The organism is Acetobacterium carbinolicum, assembly GCF_047456275.1.
GTDB classification, from domain to species: Bacteria; Bacillota; Clostridia; order Eubacteriales; family Eubacteriaceae; genus Acetobacterium; species Acetobacterium carbinolicum.
In genome coordinates, this window is the sequence record NZ_CP173357.1 from 2,182,112 (window position 1) to 2,203,204 (window position 21,093).

20 protein-coding genes and 1 pseudogene are annotated in these 21,093 nt (G+C 41.3%); 5 read left to right on the top strand and 16 right to left on the bottom strand.

Going from position 1 to position 21,093, the window contains the following annotated elements:
* Positions 1-117: 117 nt before the first annotated feature.
* From ACIZ62_RS10150 to ACIZ62_RS10160, 3 genes are all read right to left on the bottom strand, one after another.
* On the bottom strand, positions 118-582 hold the full coding sequence (locus ACIZ62_RS10150; protein WP_414151852.1) for an Rpn family recombination-promoting nuclease/putative transposase: 465 nt from the start codon (positions 580-582) through the stop codon (positions 118-120).
* Positions 545-718: an Rpn family recombination-promoting nuclease/putative transposase gene (locus tag ACIZ62_RS10155; RefSeq protein WP_414150086.1), complete on the bottom strand. Its 174-nt coding sequence runs from the start codon at positions 716-718 to the stop codon at positions 545-547. The genes ACIZ62_RS10150 and ACIZ62_RS10155 overlap by 38 nt, the downstream gene beginning before the upstream one ends.
* A gap of 388 nt (positions 719-1,106) precedes the next feature.
* Positions 1,107-2,120, bottom strand: coding sequence for a serine hydrolase domain-containing protein (locus tag ACIZ62_RS10160; RefSeq protein WP_414150087.1), 1,014 nt, complete (start codon positions 2,118-2,120; stop codon positions 1,107-1,109).
* 615 nt (positions 2,121-2,735) lie between these two features.
* On the opposite strand from ACIZ62_RS10160, the gene ACIZ62_RS10165 reads away from it, so the two are divergent.
* Both ACIZ62_RS10165 and ACIZ62_RS10170 read left to right on the top strand, forming a co-directional pair.
* Positions 2,736-2,978, top strand: a complete 243-nt coding sequence (locus ACIZ62_RS10165) for a type II toxin-antitoxin system Phd/YefM family antitoxin (protein WP_414150088.1) — start codon at positions 2,736-2,738, stop codon at positions 2,976-2,978.
* Positions 2,979-3,114: 136 nt separating this feature from the next.
* Complete coding sequence (locus ACIZ62_RS10170; protein ID WP_414151853.1) at positions 3,115-3,348, top strand: type II toxin-antitoxin system death-on-curing family toxin; 234 nt, start codon at positions 3,115-3,117, stop codon at positions 3,346-3,348.
* A gap of 256 nt (positions 3,349-3,604) precedes the next feature.
* Here ACIZ62_RS10170 and ACIZ62_RS10175 read toward each other — a convergent pair whose 3' ends face one another.
* From ACIZ62_RS10175 to ACIZ62_RS10195, 5 genes are all read right to left on the bottom strand, one after another.
* Positions 3,605-3,994, bottom strand: a complete 390-nt coding sequence (locus ACIZ62_RS10175; protein WP_414150089.1) for a hypothetical protein — start codon at positions 3,992-3,994, stop codon at positions 3,605-3,607.
* Positions 3,995-4,202: 208 nt separating this feature from the next.
* Positions 4,203-5,264, bottom strand: a complete 1,062-nt coding sequence (locus ACIZ62_RS10180; protein WP_414150090.1) for a hypothetical protein — start codon at positions 5,262-5,264, stop codon at positions 4,203-4,205.
* Between the two features lie 475 nt (positions 5,265-5,739).
* Positions 5,740-6,165: a selenium binding protein gene (locus tag ACIZ62_RS10185; RefSeq protein WP_414150091.1), complete on the bottom strand. Its 426-nt coding sequence runs from the start codon at positions 6,163-6,165 to the stop codon at positions 5,740-5,742.
* A 156-nt stretch (positions 6,166-6,321) separates the two neighbouring features.
* Positions 6,322-6,699, bottom strand: coding sequence for a PH domain-containing protein (locus tag ACIZ62_RS10190; RefSeq protein WP_414150092.1), 378 nt, complete (start codon positions 6,697-6,699; stop codon positions 6,322-6,324).
* 146 nt (positions 6,700-6,845) lie between these two features.
* A complete protein-coding gene (locus ACIZ62_RS10195) occupies positions 6,846-9,494 on the bottom strand; it encodes an NACHT domain-containing protein (RefSeq protein ID WP_414150093.1) in 2,649 nt (882 codons plus the stop codon).
* 185 nt (positions 9,495-9,679) lie between these two features.
* Here ACIZ62_RS10195 and istA (ACIZ62_RS10200) point away from each other — a divergent pair, with 185 nt between their 5' ends.
* Genes istA (ACIZ62_RS10200) through ACIZ62_RS10210 form a run of 3 tightly spaced genes read left to right on the top strand, consistent with a single transcriptional unit; the run spans position 9,680 to position 12,337 of the window.
* On the top strand, positions 9,680-11,230 hold the full coding sequence (istA, locus tag ACIZ62_RS10200; RefSeq protein ID WP_414150094.1) for an IS21 family transposase: 1,551 nt from the start codon (positions 9,680-9,682) through the stop codon (positions 11,228-11,230).
* Positions 11,227-12,015 carry an ATP-binding protein gene (locus ACIZ62_RS10205; protein ID WP_414150095.1) on the top strand — a complete coding sequence of 263 codons (789 nt, stop codon included), beginning with the start codon at positions 11,227-11,229 and terminating at the stop codon, positions 12,013-12,015. The genes istA (ACIZ62_RS10200) and ACIZ62_RS10205 overlap by 4 nt, the downstream gene beginning before the upstream one ends.
* Complete coding sequence (locus ACIZ62_RS10210) at positions 12,008-12,337, top strand: hypothetical protein (RefSeq protein WP_414150096.1); 330 nt, start codon at positions 12,008-12,010, stop codon at positions 12,335-12,337. Before ACIZ62_RS10205 ends, ACIZ62_RS10210 begins: the two co-directional genes overlap by 8 nt.
* Here the strand turns inward: ACIZ62_RS10210 and ACIZ62_RS10215 are convergent.
* The 8 genes and pseudogenes from ACIZ62_RS10215 to hsdR form a co-directional block, all read right to left on the bottom strand.
* Complete coding sequence (locus ACIZ62_RS10215; protein WP_414150097.1) at positions 12,334-12,741, bottom strand: hypothetical protein; 408 nt, start codon at positions 12,739-12,741, stop codon at positions 12,334-12,336. The genes ACIZ62_RS10210 and ACIZ62_RS10215 overlap by 4 nt on opposite strands.
* Positions 12,742-12,786: 45 nt before the next feature.
* The gene (locus ACIZ62_RS10220) at positions 12,787-13,275 is read right to left on the bottom strand and encodes a restriction endonuclease subunit S (RefSeq protein ID WP_414150098.1); all 489 of its coding nucleotides are present in this window, start codon (positions 13,273-13,275) and stop codon (positions 12,787-12,789) included.
* A gap of 39 nt (positions 13,276-13,314) precedes the next feature.
* On the bottom strand, positions 13,315-13,887 hold the full coding sequence (istB, locus tag ACIZ62_RS10225; protein WP_414150099.1) for an IS21-like element helper ATPase IstB: 573 nt from the start codon (positions 13,885-13,887) through the stop codon (positions 13,315-13,317).
* Positions 13,888-14,089: 202 nt separating this feature from the next.
* A complete protein-coding gene (gene istA, locus ACIZ62_RS10230) occupies positions 14,090-15,331 on the bottom strand; it encodes an IS21 family transposase (RefSeq protein ID WP_414150100.1) in 1,242 nt (413 codons plus the stop codon).
* A gap of 83 nt (positions 15,332-15,414) precedes the next feature.
* Positions 15,415-15,900, bottom strand: a pseudogene (locus ACIZ62_RS10235) (restriction endonuclease subunit S); the annotation flags it as partial.
* Between the two features lie 42 nt (positions 15,901-15,942).
* The gene (locus ACIZ62_RS10240) at positions 15,943-16,344 is read right to left on the bottom strand and encodes a hypothetical protein (protein ID WP_414150101.1); all 402 of its coding nucleotides are present in this window, start codon (positions 16,342-16,344) and stop codon (positions 15,943-15,945) included.
* A gap of 1 nt (position 16,345) precedes the next feature.
* Positions 16,346-17,761, bottom strand: coding sequence for an N-6 DNA methylase (locus ACIZ62_RS10245; RefSeq protein ID WP_414150102.1), 1,416 nt, complete (start codon positions 17,759-17,761; stop codon positions 16,346-16,348).
* Positions 17,758-21,093, bottom strand: coding sequence for a type I restriction-modification system endonuclease (gene hsdR / locus ACIZ62_RS10250; RefSeq protein ID WP_414150103.1), 3,336 nt, complete (start codon positions 21,091-21,093; stop codon positions 17,758-17,760). Before hsdR ends, ACIZ62_RS10245 begins: the two co-directional genes overlap by 4 nt.

The following is a 21,093-nucleotide window of genomic DNA, read 5'->3' on the forward strand; positions in this document are numbered from 1 at the left end:
GTCCAGCGTTAAAAACATAGCGCATAAACGTCTCGGTCACGCGAAGAAAATCGCTTTGCTCATTTCTCGTTGATTCACGGACAGTCGCCAACTACAAGCATGCTTGTGATTGGCTCGTTACCTTCGCGAAAAATACTCAATTCCCATTTCCTGGTCTTCCAGTTCATCCAGAGCAAGCGTGGCATTAAAAACGACTTTTAAAAACTCATTACTGTTACTCTTGAAAATATCCCGAAAAACCGATAATAAGATCCGCAATCGGGCTTCGCCCTTAATTTCTTCGTCAGAAAAAGTTGAGAGATCATAGAGCAGATACTGATAATTGGGAACAAATCGTCGAACGTCTTCAGGGAGTTCGTCATACCCTCTGATCATTTCACCCAAACTTGTTTTTATTTTCCATTTATCCTTACCATGATAGAGCACCAAAGGGATCACCACCGGGATTTTCAGATCAAATTCCTTTTTTATTTTCTGTTCCCAGATGCGCACAATATAGTTCAGCAACTGAAAAGCCACACCCTTGCTGGGATAACTTTTATGTTCAAAGAGAAAGTAAACATACCCTTCCTTTTTGTTGATTGTGACTTAAAAAAGCATATCTGAAAAGACTTCCTGTGATAAAGCAGTCTTTTTGGAGTTCCAGGGTTTCCAGATCGATGATCTTTAGAATACTTTCCGGCAAATAGTTTTCAATGAAATCTCTGGCCACTTCCACATTGGAGAAAGTCTCCTTAAAAAACTTATCATGGGGGTTTTGTATCTTCTTCAGTCCACCTACCTTTGGCATTATAATACTTGATTGATCTTTAAAATGATATAGTGAATCACAACGACAAGCCAGATCAGCGGCGAAATATCCGGGAAAATCAGGGAAATTTAAAAATAGGCACCACCAAGAAAAAGCGTCAACTTTTCAGCATAACTTATGCCCAGGTAGATTATTACAAAACAATTAAACACCGGCACAAAAGTAAGAATCTGCATACCTGTGCCGGGAAGTCCACAAAACCTTCGATCCCTTGTGCACCCAGTTTCCCTGGCAACTGGGGGTCTCTCGCATTTTATAAAAGATGTGCAGTAACTACCACTATTAAGAATCTCTTTTAGAATACCTTCTTCAAAGCACCTAACTTTTTACCATAAATTAATGAAGCCATCTCTCTACTGGTATAGGTACCACCAGCCCCGCTCATTGATAAGAATCGGTATTTGACTAAATCATTGCTTAAAACAACAATGGTAACATTGTCATCAATGTATTTCTCAAAATGAGACGTGTAACCATTTGGCATTGACCCACCGTGGCAGATACTTTTACAATCAAAATGTTTTTTTACAAACAATCCATATCCACATTTTACATATTTGCCATCATGGTGAGGCTTTTGCATTTCCTTTACTGTTTGCGTTTTCAATAGTTTACCATCCTGAATTGCTCGATCAAGCAAATAAAAATCACCAACCGTTGTGACAATATCACCACAAGCAAAGAACATTGATGGGTCCATATAGAACCCTTTTTCACCGTTAATATAATTATTGGCTACATTTTTTTGTTCTTCATCAATAAATCCTGAATGATTCATTTTAGCAGGAATAAATAGATAATTCTTAACATATTGGTGATAATTCATTCCTGAAACCATTTCAATTATCAAACCAAGAATGAGATAATTCGTATTACTATACGACCATTTTTCACCAACAGGGAATTTCAATTTATAACCTTTTACAATTTGTAGTATTTCTTGGGGGGTATGATGTTCTCCCCATTTTATTTGTTTTCTTAGCATCACGTAGTTCGGTATCCCCGAAGTATGCGTTAGCAGATGATGAATGGTAATACCATGACCCTGGTAGAGGTCTGGAAGATAATCGTCAATATGCTGTTGTGTTGAAAGCATCCCTTTTTCTGATAACTGCATAATACATAATGCAGTTATTACCTTTGTCATCGAGCCAATCATAAATTTTGTTTGAGGTGTATTTTTTATTCCTTTTTCCTTATTTGAATATCCATATGATTCATTAAATATAATTTCATTATTTTTTGATAACAAGACATTTCCACTAAATTTTTTTTGTTTTTTAAAGTACTCATTTAAATTAATATCCATCGTTGATGTCCTCTAAATTTATTATCGGGTAGCTTAAAACCAACCGGTCGATCTTTGATTTAGTGTAGCCTGGCAACGGGACTGCTTTCCATAATTTCCCGCTGTTTCTTTTTCGTCAGTTTCATCAACATGGTCTGATAAGCCAGTTGGATACAATCGATCAAAGCCGGTTCCGGGACACCGCCTGTAAGCAGAAGCGAATTCCAATAGTGTTCGTTACATCCGGACTCTGATCAAGAAAAAAACAGGGAAGAACCGCCCCCCAAAGTTAAGACAATAGGTCAATTCCATCAGCATTTTGGCTTGATTCACAGAACTTTCGTCTCCTTGTGCTCCCCATACCTTACCCGTTGAGATTCGCAACACCTATATGAAACGTCATAGCTCGGGAACACTAGCCTGGGGTTACTCTTACTTTCACTGAATCGGCTGTATAAATAGTGCACAAAACCTCCGACCCTTTGTGTACCCTGTGCCGGGGAGTTTTGGAGCTGTTTTATTCATGATAAACCTTCTTTCCCTGAACCTTAGTTTTTTACCTTAATGGATTTATATTTAGGTTTTATTTATCCTATAATTATAGTACAATGGTATAAAGACTAGGAGGTGCTAGTGATGCAAATCAATACAAAAAATTTAGTTTCCATTACCGAAGCCAACCAGAATTTTTCGAAGGTTGCCCGGCTTGTTGATGAAAACGGCGCTGCCATCATTTTAAAAAACAATACCCCCCGCTATGTCCTGATTGAGTTCAGCCAGTTTCAGGAAGAAGCCGCACTTGACGATGACGCAGTTGACGCCATTGCCAAACGGATTCTTAAAAAACATCAGGCCGCCTTTGAGGAATTGGCCAAATGAAACGGTTGTCTCTTCAGCAGGTGTTGCGTCTTCACACCATGCTGATTAACGAAAATGGCGGCAGTGATGGTCTCCGGATGAAGGGCTGCTGGATTCTGCTCTAAATGCGCCCTTTCGAAGCTTTGGGGGTGAAGATCTGTACCAAACGGTTCCAGCCAAAGCCGCTCGTTTGGGCTTTTCACTGATCAAAAACCATGCGTTTTTAGATGGCAATAAACGGATCGGTATTCTGGTTATGCTAACATTTCTGGAGATGAACGGCTTTATGCCTGATTGTACGGATGATGAACTGATCCAGTTAGGTCTCAGGCTGGCGGCTGGTCAAATCGATGATCGGCAACTGCTTGACTGGATTATTGATCATGTCTGACACCATCTGGTTGGATCTTGTTTTAAAGTTCACAAAACCTTCGTCCGGGACTTGTGAAAAAGTGATTATTTTCGAAAGAATATTTTTCCAAAATGAAAATCGATACATTATGTTGTATGCGTAATGCTGATCGATCACATTTTGTGCCCATGCAAATGGCACTATTCAAAATAACAGGACTTTTTCACAGGTACCCCTCCGTCCCTTTGTGCTTCGCCCGTCCCCTTGTGCTTCGCGTCCCTTGTGTTCCCTACATCTATTGTTGTGCTAATTGCTCAAGCGTCTTTGATATCAATTTGTTGTAGCATGCATTTAGCTCAACCTCACCAAACGTATTACCTTTAAATGTATCTTCGCAGATTTTGACTAATTCATGAAAATCATGATATGTTATTTTAGTTTCATATATTTTTAGTAAGCTAAAAACCTTTTTCTTCAAATTTTCTTCTATAATTTGCAGATAATTCGAATCGGATTCAGCAGTCAATTCCTTTTGTGCTCTAGAAAAAGCCCATAGTAATTCAAATATGGTGTCCAATCCTTCATATCCTGTGCAAATAGGAATGAATAATTCAAACTTTTGTTCGAAACAATCTAAAAATTGTTGTGCTATTTCTTCAGGAAATGTTGGTGATAATTTCTGCATCAATTCTTCATCTTCTGTGTCAATAGCAACCTTAAGTTCTTTCAAAAATAAGTTAAGTGGTGCCAGGCACCGGTAATTAAAGGCTTATAAAAAATAGTCTCGTATTAAGTCTTCTTTTTTGATTTTATGATTTTCAGATACGAGTCGGTCGACTGAGGAGGTTAATAACGCCATTATACCCTGTGTTCCAAATCAGTTAACGTGAATATCAATCGGGATAAATACTTTGTTTTAATGTTTGAAAGTATTTTCGAGTATTTGCTTTTTTTTCAGGTGTAAGGTCATAATTCAATTCTTTTTCAGAGATAATTTTTCTAAAAACTCTTCGAACATAATCATCAACAATAGTTGATAAGTTTTTTAAACTTTCACAATTATTTTCTTTTAAATATTTTAAATTGTCACCGTGGGAACTATCCGAACGTATCCCGAATGCTTCTTTCATATAATTAATAATTTTTCCCCTTTCCTCATTATTCTTACCAATATAAACTGCTGTAATATGCGATATATTTGTTTTGTGCTGTTTATTTATCGCATACAGACATTCTAAAATTGAACAATATTTATCAATCTTACTTGTTAACTCGCCTGTCCTTCTTGCCTCTTGTAATAGTATTAGACCCCTTGAAAAACTATTTCCTTCCTTACTAATTGCTTTGTCAATTTCCCATACTGTTGTACCCCTACTGCTCGTACAATTGATATGACCCATTTTTGATTCATCCGGTAGCAGACAGCTATACACTTCATACATTCTTTCAATTGCCTCTTTTACTTCTTCAGCTGTTAAAAATTTCTCTGCTATAGAACCATTACTTAAAGTTACTGCCATATCCCTCTTTGTCTGTGAATTATAAGTATTAAACAGATTAAGCCAATAAATATTCGTAGCCGAAATACAAGAATCTTTTATAAACCAACTTCCTATAGAAAATGCTTGTGCAAAATTATTTAAATGTATTGCTTTGATGCCATATTTTTCATCACATTCATTTTTTGACCATACAAATTCTTCTTCAATCGTTGGCATTAAATAAACCATCATTGGTTTTCTTAATAATGCATTATACATATTTACACCAATTTGATTTTTTAAGTTTGTTTTTTTTATCAAAGCCATTACATTCATTTTATTAACAATAAATTTTCCATTTGCTCCAACTATAACTCCCTCAATATTAATATCTTTCTTAATCTCATCAGGTATAAATTCAAAGCTCCTATCACCAATATTTAAATTATCTAGACTATTCAATAATATATTCATTTTTACCCTTTCGTAAGCTAAAAATAATAATCTGTCAGCAAATCAACTAAACTGCCTTTCTCTTTTAAATCAATTTTTTTATTTTTTAAAGCAATACAAATTTTCGATATGATTTTTTCTTTTACTAAGAGATGATCAGATAGCTTTTTGTGAACATTTCTATTAAAATCAAATAACCAAGCAATATTAAGTAGTGCCTGGCACCTAGGTAAGTAATTATTGATCTCCCTGCACTGTTGCTGATGATCGTTCCCACATCACCTTTCCCCCCGATATTCCCCCTGCACCTCCGCCACCTTCTCATACCAGAATCCCTCATGAACCACGTTTTCGCACATTTTTTCGGTCTGACACATGGCGATCTTCAAGTCTTTGACGGCCTGTTCTGGAGTATATTTGTTTTTTTTAAATAACTGTTTGATGATTCTGCACATGTTGGACTGGAACTAGCACTTTAAGTAACTGGTACCGTTAATCAAAACCCACGTAGACTATGAAGCATTCCACTTAGTTCTTCATTTTCCTTTATAAACTCTTGTAGAAATTGCTCAGTAATAACATACTGTTTATTGCTCTTATCTTTAGTAGCTAATTTCTGTTTTCCATCGGTATCCGTTATTTGAAAGCTATGAATTATTCTATTTCTTTTATTAACCAAACTGAAAAAAAGTATACTGATTTTACTATTGCTAACCTTAGTTATTGTTTCCATAATAGAGGATTTCAAGTTCCCAGATGTTCTATCCATTAATTCATACCAATCGAACTGCTTTTTCTCATCAAAATTCAAAATATTCTCAATAATAAAAGCACTATTCGAATTGAAAACGCAAAGTGCACTTCCTAATAGTGCACGGTATTCTTTCTCTGGCAATGCTTGTCTGGTGTAATTTTCATACACGTTAAATTCACCTACTTCCTAATTTTATTTACAGAAGCTCGTCACGCATGCTACTAAACATACTTTGTTTTCGTCCAAAAGCCCGAAAATAAAGTGCACAAAACCTCAGTCCCCTTGTGTTCCTCAGTGGGGGGTTGTTCCTGTCACCGAGGGCTATTATTGATTTTTTAATATCGCATTGGCAATGAGTCGATCAAATTTTCTAATATCTACACCTTTTCGCAAATTCACTTTAATATGACCGGCACGGGTCCAAAGTTCAACTTCAACATTTAAATCAAGCAACTTACCGGCATTTTCGGTCGACCACATATTAATCGCTGAGTATGGCAATGAGTATACTTCTACTTTTTTGCCGGTCAACCCCTGGGCATCTCTGACAATTAAACGTTTATTAGTAAAAACAGCACTGTCTCTGATTGTTTTATAAGCGGCCACAGCCTGTTCCCCTTCGACTAACAATTCCTGCACATCTTGTGGAATGGGACACTCCGAAATGAAGGTCCATGATAAAATTAGACTTGTTTCTGCCATTTTTTGATTAGACCTTACTCGAATCGGACATGATAAGGCGTTTCTACTGCGCCGAGGGCGCACCCCCAGTTTAGTGGATCTGGTGGGCCGTACACAACACCTCCGTCCCCTCGTGCGCCCCCTTGTGTACCCCTAAAATATTATCCTTATATCTTGCCAAATATTTCTTCAATGCCTTCTTTCATACTATCATAGACATAATCCGATAAAGGCCTATGTTTATTTGACCGTCCTATTATAATTTGATGTGAAAGGCTAGTATGAGTGTATGATAATTGATGTGCAACTTTATTCTGTTTCAAATAACTATCTCTAATTTGCTCAAAAACACAATCCCCATTATTTTGATAACAGTCATTAGTTTCTATTATTTCTGGTTGCTCCGGTAAATCGGACTCTGAAGCTATATGAAAGTGCATAATTGATGGTTGGAAATATTGATCGGTTGGTGTTTCACTTTTTTCAAGATAGATTATAGTTTTATATGGTGTATCTTGATATTTTGAAAAATTGTTTGCTAATAAAGGGAAATTTGACATAACCATCTCAATATAACTTATTTGATGAAAATAAAAATATTTAGATATTATTTCCTTTAATTGTCTATCTGAGTATAATTCATAAATCCAATGTTTCGAAATATTCATCGGGTTGATATCTTTATCCGGTAAAATACATTTCTCATAGTCAACATGTTCACTAATCAAGGTTTTAATTAACTCATGAAAACTCCATAATTCTACACCATTAAAATCTATTTCAACAATGTTCTTTCCTTTAGTAGATGAATAAACTGTAGTTATTTCATTATCCAAAAATTCAAGAATTAACTTCAAATCTTTGCAGTTTTTTATTTTCTTTAATCTTTTTTTAGAATTTTCTACACGCTCGCATAATAAGTACTTACTTTCAAGTAAATAACGATTTTCGAATATCTTTTTTAACTCATCTTTTATTCTATTAATAGTTACTTTTCTTGCACTATCACCACTTAAATTTGATAAATCTAGATTTATATAATGATAAGTAACACTTCTTCCTTGATTCATTGAAGCAAATTTAATTTTTTCTTCCAATTCAGAAAAATTTTCACTTTCTGTGAATAAAACTTGTGGCGATCCTTCTTCAATTCTATCAAAATAAAATTCTAAATGTTTATAATCATCCGAAATGCTACCAACAATAACAATATTCATTTTTTTTGACTTGTTTTCTCTCAAACCAGGTTTAGGATCAAATGTTTCTTTGATTGGTTTAAAATACTTATCTAGTATATATGTGTATGTTTTCACAATAGTATTTAAATAACGTTGTACAAATTCCGTTTTATTTAATTGCGCAACTTCAAAATTTAAATCGCTCATGGCATTTACACATTGGATATACAAATTTAAATTATTTTCCATTATAAAATCTAGAAAAGTGTTTTGTTCATCTAAATTCTCAATCAAACCGCTATAAAATATAAACACTTCTTGCCACGTATCTTTTTCAATTAAAGCTTCAAAAACGTTCATATCCGTAGTTAATGCTTTATTTTCAAAAAGATGGTATGCCGCAAAAAACTCCTTAAAAAGCTTATGATAAAATGATATTGTATCATTAACAACAAAAATACCAGTCCTCAATAAAAAGTCAATTAATGATGGTTTGTTATATATCGAAAATACGTTTTGAAAAATGAATTTATCGAACTCAATAAGAGAAAAATTTGGTTGATCATATTTTTCATAAGCTAATTTTCCAATAATAGAAAATAATTCAGTATAGGTTAATTTCTGATCAATGAAAATTCCTTTCATTTTATCCCATTCACCACAATAGATAATCATTAATTCCTGAAATAAAACACTTCTATTAATCAAGTCTCTATGCCTAACATTCTTCATCACTTTTATACCTATTGATAAAAGCAGTGGGTTTTTAAAGAGTTGATAATAACTTTCAGGTAAATTAGCAAAAACATTTTCACTTTGTAATTTTTTTACTATTGAAGCTTTGTCTAATTCAGTAAGATTATATTTGTTAATATTTCCAAACTCATTATGGTATCTATTATTTCGTATTGTTATAAATACATAGGTTTTATTATAATTTAATATTAAATGTTTGATATCGAGTATACATTTTTCTCTCATTTCATTGTTGAGAATATCATCTAAACCATCCAGTATTAGCGCTAACTTATCATTTTTTAATAAAGATTCGACGTATTTTTTGCTGATTCTTTCAAAATGTACGTTCAATTTTATCACTATAGCTTCAAAAATAGAATTGTAATTTTGACCATATTCTTGTAACTGTAAAAAGATAGGTATTATCGCTGTAGTTCTTATATCCATACAAAATTTCTTTACCAAAATCTCACATTCAACAGTTTTTCCGTATCCAGCTTCACTTAATAATAAAATTTGTTTTTTTGCTAATAAAGCCGTTAGTGAATCTTCGTCGTCTTCTTCACTATAAATCTTTCTTTGAATATAGTTCTCATCTAAAACATTTTCAGATAGCATAAGCAGGAGGTTTTTGTGATAATTGTCCAAATCAATTTGTTCAATGTCTACAATTTCGTCAATATTGTTTTTAACAATCGAGGGATCATTTAAAATATCTTTTATATCCTCGATTCCAGCTAAAACTGAATCGTTATGCTCTTGCATATTCTGAAAAATTTCTTTGAAAAATTCTTTATTGTTATTTAAAATAAGCCTAACTGTATCATCCGTTTTAAAATCATTTAAAGCATCCTTGATCACAATAAAGCAATTATTGATTGCTTCTTCTATCTTAACCAATTTATCTCGATATTTGGGATTTTCTTGTATATTCCGACAGTGAAATCCCATCTGCACGGTCAAACCGACCCAGCGTCACGATTGAACTGACCCACCTTAACGAAAGGTGAGCCATTCATATAAATTGAACCTATAATGAAGTTGGCACACAAATGTGTGACTATCATTACAGGAGGTCGATAATTATGGTGAATTATCGAGAAATCTTGAGACTGAACAGTCTCAATTATACCCAGCGACAGATTGCTGCAAGCGTTCATAGCTCGCGAAATACGATCCGGGAAGTGCTTGAAGTTGCATCCAAAGCAGGTATTGAATGGCCACTGGACGAAGCGGCAACCAACGAAGTTCTGATGGCCACCTTCTACCCCGATCGGCTGACAGCAAATAATCACCGAAAGGAGGCTGATTACAGCACCATTCACAAAGAACTGGCCAAGCCGGGAGTGAATCTTTCTTTGCTCTGGAGCGAATACTGCGAAACCTGTTACACCAATGGCAATACGCCCTATATGTATTCGCAGTTCTGTGACAAATATCGCCATTGGGCCAGAGTGACAAAGGCAACCATGCGGATCCGGCATAAGCCAGGTGATGTGATGCAGGTTGACTGGGCGGGTAATACCATTCCCATTCAGGATCCCTTTACCGGTGATACCACCGAAGCCTATCTGTTTGTAGCGGTTCTTCCCTGCAGTTGCTATGCCTATGCAGAAGCGTGTTCCGATATGACTTCGGGTCAATGGCTTTGCTGCCATGCCAATGCCTATAGCTACTTCGGTGGTGCCACCCGGCTTTTGCTGCCGGATAATCTCAAAACCGGCGTGGTCAAAAATACCCGGTATGAGACCATTCTGAACCGCAGTTATCAGGAACTGGCGGAGTATTATGATACTGCCATCGTACCGGCCCGGGTCTACCACCCTAAGGATAAAAGCCTCGTGGAAGGAACGGTTAAGTATGCTTCCACCTGGATCATTGCAGCACTTCGGAATCGCCGGTTCTTTTCAATCGCCGAAGTCAAAAAAGCGGTCAGTGAAAAGCTCGAAGAGCTGAACCATTTTCCTTTTAAAAAGCGGGAAGGCAATCGCCACCGCGCTTATTATGAGGAAGAACATGACTTCATGAAGCCGCTTCCGTTTACCCCATATGAACCGGCCATCTGGTCCACCGCCAGGGTTCCCCGGGATTACTTGATCTCTGATGGAAAAAACAAGTTTTCGGTGCCGTTTGATCTGATTGGGGAAGATGTCGACATCCGGCTGACAGAGAAAACCGTGGAAGTCTTTTTTCACGGTTCCCGGGTGGCATCCCATCCCCGGTCAGCAACGCAACTGCGGGAGCCAGTTGTCCGTTTCGAACACATGCCGCTGGCTCACCAGAAGTATCTTTCCTATAGTGCCGAAGAATTTCAGGTATGGGCTCAAACAGTGGGCGAACAAACTAGTACCGTGATCAAGCTCTTTCTAGCTGCCGGTCGGGAACCGGAACAGGGTTACAAAGCCTGTGCAAGCCTGACAAAACTGGCGGACCGTTATGGTCATGAACGCCTTGAAAACGCCTGCCAGCGGGTGCTTCTCTACAGCAGTTCACCGACAATTCGCAACATCAGCACCATTTTAAAAAATGGTCAGGATAAAATCAAAACGGGACGTGAACTAAAATCGGAAACTTCCAGCAGTTATGGGATCACCCGTGGGGCTGCCTACTTCCAGAAAGGCGGTGAGCCGGAATGATTAATCAGTCAACCATTGCTGCATTAAGAGCCATGAAACTGACGGCCATGGCCGATGAACTGGAAGCCCAGTTTACCGATCAGACCACCTACAGCCAGCTTGGTTTTGAAGACCGGCTGGGGCTGCTGGTGGATGCGGAGTGGAACCGCCGGAAGTCCAATAAACTGTTGCGCTTTATCCGGAATGCCCGTTTTGCTGAGCCCGGTGCCACCATTGAAGGGATTGAATACCACGAAGACCGGAAGCTCGACAAAGCCCAGATTCTCCGGCTGGCCTCCTGTCAATATATCGAAGACGGCCATCACATCATTTTAAAAGGGGCCTCCGGCAATGGTAAAACCTACCTCAGTAATGCCTTGGGTAATGCCGCCTGCCGGAAATTCAAATCCGTCCGCTACATCCGGATGCCGGAATTGCTGGATGATCTGAATGTTGCCAAGGGCTGTGGCACCTTCCGTAAGACTATCAAGTCCTACCAGAAGGTTGAACTGCTGATTCTCGATGAATGGTTGATCCGCACCCTGGAACCACAGGAAGCCTATGATCTGCTTGAGATTGTCGAAACCCGCTGTAAGGAAGGTTCCATTATCTTCTGCACACAATATGAGATGGAAGGCTGGTATGAACGCATCAATCCCGATCCTGATAATGACAGCCCGATATCTGAAGCAATCATGGATCGCATCATTCACAATGCCTATGACATCCGGATTGGCGGCAAAATTTCGATGCGGGAACGGCGCAGCTTCAAGGCTTCTTCCAAAAGCGGTGCAAGCCATGGTTGATCAGAATGAACGCTTTTGCAGCTGCCACTGCGATTGCCAATACGAATTCAGTCAGTTAATTGATGATCTGATAAAAGACATCCAACATCTCGAATCTGAAACGGTCAGAACCCGTTATGAGCTGAGCCGTCATCTTACATATCCTTATGATGAGTATCTCAGAAGTGACATTCTCTCCGATCTGGGCCGGCGATACAGTGATCATCCCGCTTATCAGCTCTATATTCAGTTGTTATATAATAACCAGGATCCTATGGAAACCGATGCGTGGTGCGAACATATCTGTCGCCTCGCTCATGGCCACGATGATTCTGAGTATTAGCATTTAGTTACTACTGGTTCAGCTTCCGTGAGGGTGGAACTCATCCTCCGTGAAGCTGGGTCGAAATGACCGTGCAAATGGAGTTTGCCGGTCGGAATATACATTTCTTCAATAAAAAATCTTGAATAGTATTGAACCAATTGCTTTGATGTTTTATACTCACTTAATTTTTCTGAATCAAAACTAAAAAAAACTTTATCAAATACGTTATTTCTATATAAAAATGAATCAAGATCATAGAAAAAAACTTCATTATGGTATTTTCCAAGTATTTGTTTTTCAAGTTTCTCAATTAAGTTTTTTCTTAATTTTCGATATTTTATTTTTTTAATAAATTTTTGTATGCTATTCTTACTATTGTCAATCAATACACTTAATAATTTTTCTGCTATCCACAACATCATCTTATACCTCTCAAAAGTAATTGACTAAATTAATTAATACAATACTTATTTTCTATTTAGCATGTCTTTCAACAACTCCACCGCACTCTCTTCCCGCGCCTCATTCGTTCCCAGTTGCCCCCGGAAGGCTTGCCCGAGGATGGTTTTTTTGATGGCTTCGATCTGGTCGATGAGGTCGATGAGGTCTTTGGCGTTTTGTTCTTTGGCAAAGAGGTCGTCGAGAATACGGACGATTTCTTGTTGTTCTTGAATAGAAGGAATAGGAATTAGTATTTTTTTTAAATCCTTTGCATATATAGCCGCAACGTTTGTAGTAACTTTTTTAATTTTTTCTAAATCAGATTTACCTTTTATCGAATTAAAATAGTAAGCAACATATATTGAAATGACATTTGTAATAAACCGCACTCGCATTATATTGTTATTAAATAAAATTATTTCATCAGAAATTTCTTTCCATATTGCATTTTTTCCAACTAGTTCTCTACTGTTCCTTGTATTAAAGAGAAAATCACCATCTTTTGTCAAACACATTTCAAAAATCCCCTAAAAAATCGGTCGAAAAATCCCCGTTTATACGGTAGGTTTTTCGTCAAACTTGCTGGTGTCATAAAAACCAGCTTTTTTCTTTTCCCGGATACGAAAGCTATCACCTTTGATATTGATGGTTGTGGAGTGATGTAGTAGACGATCCAGGATGGCTGTGGCAACGACGTTGTTCCCGAATACCTCACCCCAGCTACCGTAGGATTTATTGGACGTAAGAATGATCGAGCTTTTTTCATATCGGTTTGAAATGATCTGAAAAAAGTAATGAGCCACTTCCTCATCCATTCCAGCATAGCCAACTTCATCGATGATCAGTATTCCAGGTTTGGTCAAGGTTCTGATTTTACGATGAATCTTGCCGATTGCGATGTTTTCTTTGATCATTGAGATCAGTTCATGAGCACTGAGAAAATAGGCAGTATAGCCATTTTTTATGGCTTCCACGGCCAAACCGACAGCCAGATGGGTTTTTCCAACTCCAGGTGGTCCAAGAAAAATGACATTTTCACTCCGCTCGACAAAATTCAGGGTTTTCAGTTCGTTGATCTTACGTTTGTTTGCGCTGGGCTGAAATTCAAAATCATAGTCTTCCAGCACCCGCACATAGGGTAGCTTGGCCAGTTTAAGATTAGTCCGGCAACCCGTTCTTTTTTTGCTTCAATTTCTGCCCAGAGAAGCTTGTCTAGAAATTCAAGATACGATATACTATCTTTAGAAGCTTCTTCCGCGTGGTGATCATAAATATTAGGGATATTGATAAATCCCAGGATTTCGAAAGCCGTCTTGAGTCTTTCGCTAATCATGAAATCACCTCGGTTAAAAATGAATCATAGACTGAGAGCGGTCTTTGATGCACTTTGGGTGGGCGATCCGGAATCAGTTTGGGTGCTGTGCAGGCGACTTTCTTCTGAGACCAAGCGATCATTCCCTCAAAGTGTTTTTTATTGCTCGTTTTCTGATATTTCCCCAAGGGTTTTTCAAACCGTTCAATCCAGTCACCATTGGGAGCGTAGATTTCGACAAACCCATTATGAAGGTCTTTTACCCCAACCCGCATGCCAACATAGATAAATGGTACCGAATACAGATTTGTTTCAAACGTAATGTAGCAGTCATGCATGACTTTGCGCGTATGCAGCATTTTTTCAATAAAAGGAGTCGGATTGATCAAACTGAGTTGTTCACGCTTAAATGCTTCATTTGGCTTTTCATGGGTTGTTTTATGAAGCCTTTCGTTACAGATGGTATCGAGCCAGAGCAGTGCCTGTAGATTTAGATCAGCCAGGCTTGTGATGACCCGAATCCGTGGCCAGAAATTCCGTCTGACATATTTGACACCATTCTCAACCTTACCTTTACAGCGGGGATTGTAGGGACGGCATCTCACCGGTGTAAAATCATGATGCCGACAGAAACTGAGAAACTGCTGGTTCCATTTATTTTCGCCCGTTTCATGGCTGTGCTTCACAACCGTCTTCATATTGTCATACAAAATCGTTTCGGGCAGACCCCCAAAGTACTGAAAGGCCCGTTCATGACAACCGATCAGTGTCTCCATTTTCTCATTCTCGGTGAATTCCAGATACGTTTTTCTGGAGTGACCCATGATCATAACAAACGCATGATATTTGATTTTTTTGCCTTCAGCATCCAGAGCGACAAACTCGCCCCAATCCACCTGAGCCTGTTTACCGGGTGGCGTTTCAAAACGCCTGGTTGCTCTGGTTTGACTGGGTTCCCGATAGTTTTTCATAAACACCCGAAGGATGGTCATTTTTCCGGTATATCCCATTAATACAATTTCATCAAATATTACAGTCGCATTCAGGCAGCCTTCATTCATACGTGAATGGATATAATCTTTATAATCATCCAACTTGCTTTTTACCAATGCTCTCGGTTTGTAAGTGGGTATGTCTTGTGATTTTACCCACTTGCTGACTGTTTTTCTGTCCAGATCACAGATTTCAGCTATCAGTGTCGTTGACAATCCTTTGCATTTCAGATCCTTGATCATAAAAAATTCCTCTCTCTCAATCATTTATCATACCCCCTTTTAAAAGGAGAGTACGCTTATTTTGAGGAATTTTCAACCGTTTTATATGAGGATTTTATCATTGTTTCTTACACTTTGAGAGAGTACATTTCAATTTCATCTTTGGTCGCATTTACTTTAGTTATATTATTGAAGTCGATATGACCATACCTGTCAATATTATTCATTTTCAAATATTTAAACTCAAAGTTTTCTGATTGTTCACTTAAATTTCTTACAATCCCTATCTTAGTATCTAAAATAATATCTTGAAACTGGTGTTCTACCCAACTCCCCAACCCAACCCCATGGGCTTCCCGCCACTTTTTCGTTAGTTGGCCGGTGAAGGCCTGGTTGAGGATGGCGGCTTTGCGGGTTTCGAAGCTGTCAAGGGCGGCCTGGATCAGTTCTTTGGCATGATCCAGCTTATCAAAAAGACTTTCGATGCGGTCGACGATACGCTGTTGTTCGGCCAGGGGTGGGAGGGGAAATTCAACATTCGCTAGCTGTTTTTGATTAATACTGACTTGATTGACCGCCATGTTTATTCTTTGGATAATACTGCCTTTATATTGAAATGTTTGAGAAAAATACTGAAAATATCGTGGGTTACAGGCTCAATTAAAACGAATTCTTAATAAATTCATCCCATGAACTAACGGGAGTAAATCTTTTGTTATCATGGCAGTTTTACCAACATGTGCGGCACTATTAATATGGCTTAACGCAATGTCCCCGTCACAATACCAGTCAGTTTCTTTTATTGTCTTCATGTCCTCAATAAAACCAAATCTACCAAGCTCAAGATTATTATTTTGTATTGTTTCTATCCGTGTTACTTTTGCGCCTAAACCCTGTTTATTTTGTTTTACGGTTGTTCCATTTTTTATTTCTTGGATTAATCCACCCAGCCTCACCCAAACCCAATTCCCCGGCACCTGATAAGGCCAGTCCTCTTCCCTAACCAACGCTTGCTCCAGCAATTCCTCACTGCTCAATTCCTGCTTTTTCTTCGCCATCCTACGCCTCCAAAGAGCGTAGCTCTTTTAAGACGCTCTGGATCAGATCAACGGCTTCTTCCAGTTTGGCCACCACTTCTTCGCCGCTCTCAATCGGGTCCTGCATATCTTCGTAGTCGATGATGCTGTCGTCCCGGATCAGGCCCAGATCAAGGCTGTTGTTTTTCTCGGCGATCTGTTCCCGGGTAAAGCAGCAAAAGCGATCATCCGTGACAGCATTGCGGTCGGCGGCGGTATAAGCAGTTATAAAATCGGCAAAGTGTTCGTCGTTAAGGGTTTTGGTTTTGCCGAAGGTCTGCATATTGGTGCGTAGATCATAGAACCAAACTGCTTTGGTATTGTCTTTTTCGGTTTTGCCCCGGGTAAAAAATAAGACGTTGGTTTTAACGCCCTGGGCATAGAAAATCCCGGTCGGCAGCCGCAAAATGGTGTGGAGGTTGCATTTGTCCATCAGATCGGCCCGGATCGAAGCCCCGTCGCCGTCGGCAAAGAGGACGTTGTCCGGCAGTACCACGGCTGCCCGGGCCTGACCATCGGCTTTCAGGCTGCGGTAGATGTGCTGGAGAAAATTAAGCTGTTTGTTGGAGGACGGAAAGGTGAGGTCATCCCGGGTGCTACGCTCGCCGCCTTTCTTGGTACCAAAGGGCGGGTTAGTCAGCACCACATCAAAGCCTTTCATCACCTTACCGGCATTGGACAAGGTGTCCCCCAGCAGAATCTCGCCTTCAATATCGTGGAGCATGGCGTTCATCAGCGCCAGCCGGTGGGTATCGTGAACCAGCTCACAGCCGCTGAAGGCTTGGTATTTCTGAAAGTCCTGCTTGGCCTGGGAGCCCAGATCAAAATAATTGTCGGTCTTATCTTTAAGATAACGGTCCGCCGCGATCATAAAGCCAAAGGTGCCACAGGCGGGATCGTTACAGCGTTCCCCGGGCTGGGGGTCAATCAGCCTAGTCATCAGATTGATCAGCACCCGGGGGGTGAAATACTGACCGGCCCCGGATTTCTTTTCGTTGGCATTTTTTTCCAGCAACCCTTCATAGAGGTTGCCCAGGCCTTCTTCCTTGGCGGAGTACCAGTCCAGAGCATCGATATTTAGGATAATCTTCTCCAGATTTTTAGGCTCGTCAATATTGGACCGGGCCCCGGCGTAGATCTGTAAAATTCGGCCGCTGGTTTCCTCACCCAGATGGGTGAGCAGCTCGTTATAAAAACGTCTCAGCTCGGTGCCCTGTTTTTTAACCAGCACCTCCCAGCGGTAGGCCGCGGGAATGGTTCCATCGGTGCCGGTTTCTTTGGCCATCTTTAGAAATAAAATATAGGTCAGCTCGGTAACGTACTGGTGATAGGTAATGCCGTCGTCTCTGAGGACGTTACAGAGATTCCAGAGTTTGGATACAATTTCCTGATTATTCATGATGCTGCGTTTCCTCCATCGTCATATAGGTAGTGATTCAATTCGGTGATCAGTTCCGGGAGCTGGTTTTTAAAAACCTTGTTGATTTTGGCAAAGCCGCCCTGGGATTTAAAGGCCCCGCTGTCAAAGGTACCGGGCTCGAGAATGGTTTCAGCCAGCAGATTTTTTTCGATCCGGTCGATCCAGTTGCTTTCCATCTGAGTAAAACGATGGTTTTGTTTGAGCCGGGTAACCGCCTGGTGAATCCGCTCTTCATGACTGATCAGGGCCGATCCAATCGCTTGCTGGCGGATCAGACTGATGATATCAGCGGCGATGTCCACCTGGTTGAGCTCTTTGTAGGCGCTATTGAGCTGAGCTTCGGTAAAGTGATTGCGATCCAGCTCCAGTTTCAGGCTTTTCAAACTTTCCCGGGTCATCGTGGCGGGGCTGGTTAATACCAGTTTCAGCGCTAAAATCTTATTCTTGTTGGCATTGATAAAGTCCTTAAATTCGTCCAAATAATCCTGGGGTTTTTGACCTTCCCCATAACCCCGGGTGTGACTCAGCAGCTCGTCATCCTTGTCCGACACTACCACTGGCTGGCGCCCCGATCGGGTGGATCGTTGCAGGATTTCAAACAGCTCGGGGTTTTTAAGCAGGGTCTTTGTCGCCTCTGTTACGGTCATCTGGCGCAAGGTCTTAATAAAATCGTCGGGACTGTCGCTGCCGGTCAGGTCGGCAAACTGGGCCAGGCCAGTTTGATCAAGCTGGCGCTTACTGCGCTGGAGCTTGGCAATGATCAGCTCAAGCTGATTTTTAAGCTGGGCCTCAGTGGTCAGCACATCCAGTCCCGCCAGCAGGTCGGCATAGCTGGTGCTGGGGTTGGCGACCACCGGTTTCATGGTGCTGTAAGGGTCCAGGGTTTCATAAACCCCCACCGGGTCGTAAATTTCAAAATGCGTTTTACCGATAGCCGGACACAGCCGGCTCGCCCGGCCCATCATCTGTTCAAACAGAATCCGGGATTTGACCCTGCGCATAAAGATGATGGTGGTGATTTCCGGGACATCGATGCCGGTGGTCAGCAGATCCACAGTAACGGCGATGTTGGGAAATTTTTCGTTTTTGAAATGTTTGATCGCTTCGATGATTTTTTTCTTATTACCGCCACCGACACTGCCGGTAATTTTTAAAATCGCATCGTTGTCCACCCCCAGGGGCTCGTAAATCTCCTTGAGAATTTTGACAATCAAATCGGCATGGTTGTCATCCACCGCAAAGACCAGGGTTTTACCCAGCCCTTCGGGATCGAGATCGTTGGCGATTTCAGCCAGCACGGTGCGGTTGAAGCTTTCGGTAATGACCTGGCGGTTAAACTGTTCAATCTCAAATTTCAGCTCATCCTCCAGCTGATCACTGTTTTTCACCTCATTAGTGATGGGGTCATAAATCACCACGGTCTCACCCTTTTCATAAACAATCCCCTCGGTGGAAAGCCGGGTGGTAATGGTGTGGGGAGCGTCGTGATCAACCAGAAACCCTTCGATCACGGCCTCCCGATAGCTGTAAGAAAACACCGGGGCGCCGAAAATCTCGCTGGTGTGAAGGGCCGGGGTGGCAGTCATGGCGACCTTGACAGCATCGAAATAGTCAATCACCACCCGATATTTGCTGATAAAGTCGTCCTGGTTGCGGTAGAGCATCTCGTCATCGCTGAGCTCCTTGTCGAGAATGTAGCCCCGGTGGGCCTCATCCACCACAATCAAATCGTAGTCGGACACTGCCGGGATGGTGTCGGCTTCGTTATAAAGAATCCGTTTGACCAGGCTCTGCACCGTGGCGACATGGATTTTGGTTTCGCGGTCAATATCCCGATCGTCGAGATTTTTGATGTTATAGATTTCATCCAGAGTCATCAGGTCTTCCAGTTTAACCTCCCGGAAGACATCCTGGGCCTGCTCGCCTAGGGCTGATCGGTCAACCAGAAAAAGCACCCGCTTGAAACGACCGATTTTCAGCAGCCGATAAATCAGCCCCAGCATCGTCCGGGTTTTGCCGGTGCCGGTGGCCATCGACAACAGGATTTTTTCCTGCCCCTGAATAATGGCGGTTTCGGCGGCTGTGATGGCCTCAATCTGATAAGGTCTGAGGTTCAGGCCGTTGGTGTCGGTGAGAAAATCGGCGGGCATGGTTTTAAGAGCGGTGTTGGCGGCAGCGATATCCGTCGCCAGCAGCTCCATCATCCCCTCTGGGCTCATCCAGCCCTGCAGCGCCCGAGGAATGTTGGCCTCGTTGCGAACGTCCCGGAACCAGATCCCGGATTTAGTTTCCAGCTGCTTGAGGTATTTGCGGCCGTTGGTAGCAAAGAGAAAGGGGGCCTTGTAGCCGTCCCAGTTGTTGATGACATAGGCAGCGTCACTTTCTTTGACGGCCTGAGCGTAGGACTTGCACTGGTAGTCAATCACAGCCGGGATATCGATGGCACTGCGTTTGGCTTCGATGATCCCGACCAGGGCAGTACCGACAAAGAGGGCGTAGTCGGCATAACCGGTTTTACTGACAGTGGAGTCGGTGGGCCACTCGGCAATGGCCAAGTTCCGGCCTTTCTGTGGGCGAACCCCATTGGCGTAGGTGAGCCGAACGCTGTCAGCTTCCCAGCCCACCTTGCCGAGCTGGGTGTCGATCAGATAACGGGTTTCGGCTTCAGAGAGATTAAGGTGATCAATGGCCGTCTTGGCCTGCCGGGCCCGCTGTTGGGGGGTGGCGGGAGTGGCGGCGAGACCCTGACGCAGATCTTTTTGCAGCACGTTAATGAGGGCTTCTTTTTCCTCAAGCTGGCAGACCAGTTGCGCTTTTTCGGCGGCTTCTTGTTGTTGCTGCAGTTTTAACTGAGCTTTGGTTTTTTTGCCGTAGCGGACGGCTTCGGTACGGGGTTGCTGTTGGGGCAGCACAAACCCGCCGGGCTCATACTGCCAGTCTCCGTAGACCTGCATAAACCAGACCCCTAGCTTGTAGGCCATTTCCAGCAAAATAACGGCGTCGTCAAAGCCGTCGTAGCCTTCATGAACCGCCCGGTTCCGGGCCTTGCGCAGGGCGTAGAAAATGTCGTCAATGGCCGCCGGAATCAGACCTTCCCGTTTCAGCGTTTTGATCCGGTTGGCGTGGGTATTCTCCCCTTCTGGCGGGGTCACCCCATCCAACGCCATCATCAGATTGACCATCGTCTCGCCAAAAAGACCCAGCTTAATCAGGCAGGAATTACCGTCGGTATACAGATAGTCCTCGGCCAGACTGCCCATCCCGGCCAGCGCTGGAAAGTGATCATTTAAAAAAGCGTAGTTTGACTTCAT

Coding starts and splice junctions, on each gene's coding strand:
- ACIZ62_RS10190 (WP_414150092.1), bottom strand. CDS start 6,699: ATGGCAGAAACAAGTCTAATTTTATCATGGACCTTCATTTCGGAGTGT.
- hsdR (WP_414150103.1), bottom strand. CDS start 21,093: ATGAAGTCAAACTACGCTTTTTTAAATGATCACTTTCCAGCGCTGGCC.
- ACIZ62_RS10215 (WP_414150097.1), bottom strand. CDS start 12,741: ATGATGTTGTGGATAGCAGAAAAATTATTAAGTGTATTGATTGACAAT.
- ACIZ62_RS10240 (WP_414150101.1), bottom strand. CDS start 16,344: ATGGCGAAGAAAAAGCAGGAATTGAGCAGTGAGGAATTGCTGGAGCAA.
- ACIZ62_RS10220 (WP_414150098.1), bottom strand. CDS start 13,275: ATGTGTTTGACAAAAGATGGTGATTTTCTCTTTAATACAAGGAACAGT.
- ACIZ62_RS10205 (WP_414150095.1), top strand. CDS start 11,227: ATGATTAATCAGTCAACCATTGCTGCATTAAGAGCCATGAAACTGACG.
- ACIZ62_RS10160 (WP_414150087.1), bottom strand. CDS start 2,120: ATGGATATTAATTTAAATGAGTACTTTAAAAAACAAAAAAAATTTAGT.
- istA (WP_414150100.1), bottom strand. CDS start 15,331: ATGATTGAGAGAGAGGAATTTTTTATGATCAAGGATCTGAAATGCAAA.
- ACIZ62_RS10245 (WP_414150102.1), bottom strand. CDS start 17,761: ATGAATAATCAGGAAATTGTATCCAAACTCTGGAATCTCTGTAACGTC.
- istA (WP_414150094.1), top strand. CDS start 9,680: ATGGTGAATTATCGAGAAATCTTGAGACTGAACAGTCTCAATTATACC.
- ACIZ62_RS10180 (WP_414150090.1), bottom strand. CDS start 5,264: ATGAATATATTATTGAATAGTCTAGATAATTTAAATATTGGTGATAGG.
- ACIZ62_RS10210 (WP_414150096.1), top strand. CDS start 12,008: ATGGTTGATCAGAATGAACGCTTTTGCAGCTGCCACTGCGATTGCCAA.
- ACIZ62_RS10175 (WP_414150089.1), bottom strand. CDS start 3,994: ATGCAGAAATTATCACCAACATTTCCTGAAGAAATAGCACAACAATTT.
- ACIZ62_RS10165 (WP_414150088.1), top strand. CDS start 2,736: ATGCAAATCAATACAAAAAATTTAGTTTCCATTACCGAAGCCAACCAG.